The sequence below is a fragment of the Stutzerimonas stutzeri genome, assembly GCF_000935215.1.
Taxonomy (GTDB): Bacteria; Pseudomonadota; Gammaproteobacteria; order Pseudomonadales; family Pseudomonadaceae; genus Stutzerimonas.
Window position 1 is genome coordinate 1 of record NZ_JXXD01000079.1, and the last position, 2627, is coordinate 2627.

The 2627-nt window shown below is 65.6% G+C and carries 4 protein-coding genes and 1 pseudogene; 3 read left to right on the forward strand and 2 right to left on the reverse strand.

The genetic code is table 11. The annotated features are described in order from the left end of the window. A partial coding sequence (locus LO50_RS09480) for a substrate binding domain-containing protein (protein WP_044314825.1) occupies positions 1 to 418 on the forward strand: 418 nt, incomplete at its 5' end. 5 nt (positions 419 to 423) lie between these two features. Here the strand turns inward: LO50_RS09480 and uraH are convergent. Together uraH and LO50_RS09490 are read right to left on the reverse strand one after the other, a co-directional pair. Beyond that, positions 424 to 834 (reverse strand): hydroxyisourate hydrolase, encoded by a 411-nt coding sequence (gene uraH / locus LO50_RS09485; protein ID WP_041013145.1) that lies wholly within the window; start codon positions 832 to 834, stop codon positions 424 to 426. A gap of 16 nt (positions 835 to 850) precedes the next feature. Then, on the reverse strand, positions 851 to 1354 hold the full coding sequence (locus tag LO50_RS09490; protein ID WP_041013146.1) for a GlcG/HbpS family heme-binding protein: 504 nt from the start codon (positions 1352 to 1354) through the stop codon (positions 851 to 853). Between the two features lie 142 nt (positions 1355 to 1496). Between LO50_RS09490 and LO50_RS09495 the strand changes: the two genes are divergently transcribed. Both LO50_RS09495 and LO50_RS09500 read left to right on the forward strand, forming a co-directional pair. Beyond that, complete coding sequence (locus tag LO50_RS09495) at positions 1497 to 2171, forward strand: heavy metal response regulator transcription factor (protein ID WP_041013147.1); 675 nt, start codon at positions 1497 to 1499, stop codon at positions 2169 to 2171. After that, positions 2168 to 2627, forward strand: a pseudogene (locus LO50_RS09500) (heavy metal sensor histidine kinase); the annotation flags it as partial. The gene LO50_RS09495 and the pseudogene LO50_RS09500, both read left to right, overlap by 4 nt.

The following is a 2627-nucleotide window of genomic DNA, read 5'->3' on the forward strand; positions in this document are numbered from 1 at the left end:
GGTATGCGGCTCGCCAGAGTATTTCGCCCGCCATGGCACGCCGACGGCATTGGAAGAGCTGACGCAACACAACTGCCTGGCCTTCAACCTGCAGGGCGGGCAGCAGCGGGGCTGGACCTTCCTGCGTGACGGCAGACAGGTGGCGATCCGCGTGGCTGGCAATCTGGACTGCAATGACGGTGAGCTGCTGTTCGACTGGGTCAAGCAGGGGCTGGGCATCGGCTGGCGCTCGACCTGGGAGATCCAGGCCGAGCTCAAGCGCGGCGAGCTGGTCACGGTACTCGACGAGTACGCGCTGCCGGCCTACGACATCCAGGCGGTGTACCCGCAGCAGCGCTACCTGCCGGCCAAGGTGCGTTTCTTCATCGACTACCTGAAGGACATCTACAACGCACCGGGCTATTGGGAAGTGCGCTGAGCGGCTCAGTTGCCGCGGTAGGTGGAGAAGCCGTAGGGGCTCAGCAGCAGCGGGATGTGGTAGTGCTCGACGCTGCCATCGGCTTCGAAGATCACTGGAACTTCGGGGAAAAAGGTGCTGGCCTTCTGCGCGGCGAACCAGTCGCCGGTCTTGAAGGTGACGCGGTAGGTGCCTTTTTCCAGCGCCTTGCCTTCGGGATACAGCGCGGTGATGCGGCCTTGGGCATTGGTCTCGCCGCTGTTGAGTGATTTCCAGGCATCACCCTGACGTTGTTCGAGGGTGACGCGCACGTCCGGTGACGGCAGGCCGTTCTCCAGATTCAGCACATGCACGCTGAGCGGGTTGCCGGCGGCCAGGGTGAGACCGGACAGGCCGCTGAGCATCAAGCCGGCGGCGATTGAACGTAGTGCTTTCATGGGGTTTTCCTTTTCTTCAGTGGGAAGAGGGCAGCAGTTTTTCGATGGCGGCCATGGCGCAGGCCTCGTCGTTCTTGGCACCGCCGGCACCGGCCACGCCGATGGCACCAATCACCTCGTCGCCGACCTTCAGCGGCACGCCACCGCCGAGCAGCAACAGCTCATCCAGCGTGTTGAGGTTGGCGGCGTCCGGCGTAGCGGCGGCGCGCTCGGCGAACAGACGGGTCGGGGTCCTGCTCGACAGCGCGGTGTAGGCCTTGCGCTGGGCGGCGAGAGTGTTGTGCGGGCCGACGTTGTCGTCGCGGCGCAGAGCCACGAGGTTGCCGCCGCGATCCACCACCGCGACCACCGCCGTGCGGTTTTCCGCGTGGCACTGATCCAGCGTGGCCTGGATCAGGCCGTCGGCCAGGGCCAGCGAGACGTTCTGCTGGGTGATCGGTGCTGGCGTGGCGGCGTTGGCGCTTAGGGCCGGGGTAAGTAATGCCAGCGTCAGCAATGACAGTGTGGCTGCGATACGCATATCGGTTTCCTTGGGTGGCTGAGCTTCGGGGCGCATGGTGCCGATGCCTGCCCGTCAGAACCGTTGCCTGCGCATTACGCTTTTGTAATGGCTCGCAGTGCGGCGACTCCCATAACCTATGCGCCATCAGCGAGGTGATCCGATGCGAATTCTGGTGGTGGAGGACGAGGCCAAGACGGCCGACTACCTCAAGCGTGGGTTGGAGGAGTCCGGCTACCGCGTCGAGGTCGCGCGCAATGGCGTCGACGGCAAATACCTGATCGAGGAGGAGACCTTCGACCTGGTGATCCTCGACGTCATGCTGCCGGGGCTCGATGGCTGGCAGCTGGTGCAGGTGGTGCGCAAACGCTCTGCGCATACGCCGGTGCTGTTCCTGACGGCGCGCGATGCGGTGGAGGACCGTGTGCGCGGGCTGGAGCTGGGCGCTGACGACTATCTGGTCAAGCCGTTCTCCTACGCGGAGCTGCTGGCGCGGGTACGCACCCTGCTGCGCCGCGGCCCGCCGCGTGAGGTCGAACGTTTCCACGTCGCCGATCTGGAGCTGGACCTGCTGCGCCGCCGCGTCACCCGCCAGGGCGAGCGCATCAACCTGACCAACAAGGAGTTCGCCTTGCTACACCTGTTGCTCAGTCGCCAGGGCGAGGTGCTGTCCCGCGCGCAGATCGCCTCGCAGGTCTGGCAGATGAATTTCGACAGCGACACCAACGTGGTCGACGTCGCGATCCGCCGCCTGCGCGCAAAGGTCGACGATCCCTATCCGCTCAAGCTCATCCACACCGTGCGCGGTATGGGTTACGTGCTGGAGACAGCATCGTGAGGCTGTTGCCGCGCTCGCTCAGCCTGCGCCTGGCCATCGCTTTCGCCCTGGTGGCGGTGGTGCTGCTCGGTGCCATCGGCCTCTATCTGTACCGCTCGCTGGACCGGGAAATCAGTTGGCGTGACGATCAGGCGCTGCTCGGCCGGCTGGAGCGCATGCAGGCCTTGCTCGAGGACAGCACCAGCGTTGAGGCGCTTCGGCAACGTCCGCAGCTTTACGAAAACATGCTGGGTAATCGCGACAGCCTGCTCTGGTTGCTCGACGCTCAGGGACGCGCGCTGATCGAGATCAACCCGGCGCGGCTGGCGATACCACCACTGCCGGCCGGCGATGCTGCGGAGCTGACCGATACTGACGGAGCGCGTCTGGCCTGGCGGCGCCTGCCGGGCGAGGCGGGCCTGACCCTGGTGGCCGGGCGCATGCTCGTCGAGCGCGAACAGATGCTCGCCGCCTACC

Bases quoted from the DNA above. Each gene is read 5' to 3' on its own strand.
- uraH (WP_041013145.1), bottom strand. From the start codon at position 834: ATGAAAGCACTACGTTCAATCGCCGCCGGCTTGATGCTCAGCGGCCTG.
- LO50_RS09490 (WP_041013146.1), bottom strand. From the start codon at position 1,354: ATGCGTATCGCAGCCACACTGTCATTGCTGACGCTGGCATTACTTACC.
- LO50_RS09495 (WP_041013147.1), top strand. From the start codon at position 1,497: ATGCGAATTCTGGTGGTGGAGGACGAGGCCAAGACGGCCGACTACCTC.